The sequence below is a fragment of the Caballeronia arvi genome (genome assembly GCF_001544695.2).
GTDB lineage: Bacteria > Pseudomonadota > Gammaproteobacteria > Burkholderiales > Burkholderiaceae > Caballeronia > Caballeronia arvi.
The window spans coordinates 1-2,598 of sequence record NZ_FCOM02000176.1; the positions used below are offsets into that span (position 1 = coordinate 1).

A 2,598-nucleotide genomic window follows, 5' to 3' on the forward strand; every position below is an offset into this window, starting at 1 on the left:
CGGAATGTTATAGGTGGACTGACCCGGATTGAGCTGTTCGAGGAACCACAGACGTTCCTGTGCGAAAGACAGCGGCAAATGCGCGGGACGCGGCAGAGCTTGCAAAGGTGGCAACGTACTCGCTTGACGAGACGATTCATCGAGCGCTTCAGCGAGTGAAGCAACGCTGGGCGCATCGAACAAAGTGCGCAATGGCAGTTCGATGGAAAGCGCATCCCGCAGCCGCGAAACGAGTTGAGTAGCGAGCAACGAATGTCCGCCGAGCGTAAAGAAGTTATCGAAGACACTCACGCGTTCGAGGCCGAGCACGCTGGCAAAGCATTCCGCAAGAGAATGTTCCAGCGAGGTCCGCGGCCCGACATATGCAGCAAGATCCTGCCACTGCGGATCGGGCAACGCGCGACGATCGAGCTTGCCATTGGGCGTCAAAGGCAACGTATCGAGCACGACGAAGGCTGACGGCACCATGTAATCGGGCAGACCCGACGCGAGATGCTCGCGCAGCGCGCTGGCATCGATATCGTCCGTGCCGGTGACATAAGCTATGAGTTGCTGATCCTGCGTCCCCTCGTGTCGTGCTCGAGCGATAACGACCGCCTCACGCACGGCCGGATGACTGGCGATCTGTGCCTCGATTTCCCCAAGCTCGATACGAAACCCGCGAATCTTGACCTGATGATCGTTCCGGCCAAGGAACTCGATATTGCCATCGGCACGATATCGCGCGATATCGCCAGTCCGATACATCCGCGCGCCCGGAATGAACGGATCGTCGAGGAAGCGCTCGGCGGTCAGCTCCGGCCGATTGAGATAACCACGCGCCACACCCGCGCCACCGACGTACAGTTCGCCCACTGCACCGACAGGCATCAACTGCCGTTGCGTGTCGAGCAGATAAATACGCGTGTTGGCGATGGGACGGCCGATCGGCACCGGATTGGTTTCCTCCGGCAGGCATCGATACGCCGTTGCCCATACCGTCGCTTCCGTGGGACCGTACTCGTTATAAAGCGATACCGGTCGAGGCAGCGTCGAGCTTTGTCGTGCGAGACTTGGCGGACACGCCTCGCCCGCGACGATGATCTCGCGAAGCTTATGGTCATCGCTCGACGACATGCTGTCGAGAATGGCCTGACCGAGAGACGGCACACACAGCACGCGCGTGATGTCGCGATGACGCACCAGCCTGATGATCGCGTTCGGATCCCTTGCCGTGTCGATATCGACGAGCGCGAGACAGCCGCCGGTCGTGAGCGTCCCGAAGAGGCCGGCGACGGAGCTATCGAAGGCGAGCGACGAAAGCAGCAGGAAGCGCTCGTTCGCGGCGCGCTCATAGAACTGGTGCCGCGCACATGTCGATGCGATTAGCGTCCGATGTTCGATCGCAACGCCCTTGGGCTTGCCGGTCGAGCCGGAGGTGTAGATCACATAGGCGAGGTTATGCGGCGCGACGGACGTTTGCGGATTGTCTTGCGGGAGTGTGTCATCGAGCGATGCATCGGCATCGAGCACATTCAGCGATCCTGTGTCGCCCAAGGCTTCACGACCGGCGGCATCGGCGATCAGAAGCAGAGGCGCGGCATCGGTGAGGATGTGGCTCAGACGTTCTCCCGGATAAGCCGGATCGAGCGGCACGTAAGCGCCGCCTGCTTTGAGTATGGCCATCAACGCGACGATCATGCCGATGCCGCGTTCCATGCACAGCGCCACGCGATTTTCAGGGCTCACGCCCAGTGCGATCAGATGGTGCGCAAGTCGATTGGCGCGTGCGTTGAGTTGCGCATAGGTGAGTGAGTCGTCTTCGAAGATGAGAGCAGTCGCATCGGGCGTACTCTCGACCTGTCGCTCGAATAAATGATGGATACACAGATGCTCCGGATAAGCCGCAGTCGTGTCATTCCAGCATTCGAGCAATGCGTGTTCTTCGGGCAGAACAAGTTCGAGCGAATGCAGCGGCGCATCCGGCTGATCGAGCGCTTGATCGAGCAAGCGTGTGAAGCGTTCACCAAAGCGGACGATGGTGCGCTCATCGAACAGATCGGTGGCGTAGCTCAACGTGCCGGCCAGATGGTCTTGCGTATTCGTGAGGTCCAGCGTGATATCGAACTTGGCGCCTGCTTCCGATGGCGGCAGCAACTCCAACGTGAGGCCGGGCAAGGCAAGTGGTTCCATCGGTGCGTTCTGCAACACGAACATCACCTGGAACAGCGCCGTGCGGCTGGTGTCACGAACCGGCGCAAGTGCTTCGACGAGCTTTTCGAAGGGCAAGTCCTGATGCGCATAAGCGGCCAGCGTCGTGTCACGAACCTGCGCGAGCAACGTGCGCAAGGACGGCGAGCCAGAGAGATCGGCACGCAGCACCAGCGTATTGACGAACAGGCCGATAAGCGGCTCGATCTGTGCATGCGTGCGGTTAGCGATGGGCGAGCCCACTGCCACCTCTGACTGTCCCGACAGGCGTGCAAGCAAGGTCTGAAACACCGCGAGCAGCAACATGAAAGGCGTGACGCCTTCCTGATGCGCCAGCGCGTTCAGACGCCCGCATAACTCGGGGCTGAGCGCAAACGGCAAGGTCGCGCCGCGTCCGCTGATCTGCGC

General features: G+C 60.6%; 1 protein-coding gene. It reads right to left on the reverse strand.

The window, feature by feature from the left end; translation table 11 throughout:
• On the reverse strand, window positions 1-2,598 hold a 2,598-nt coding region (locus AWB74_RS43985; protein ID WP_143749531.1), incomplete at both ends, for a non-ribosomal peptide synthetase.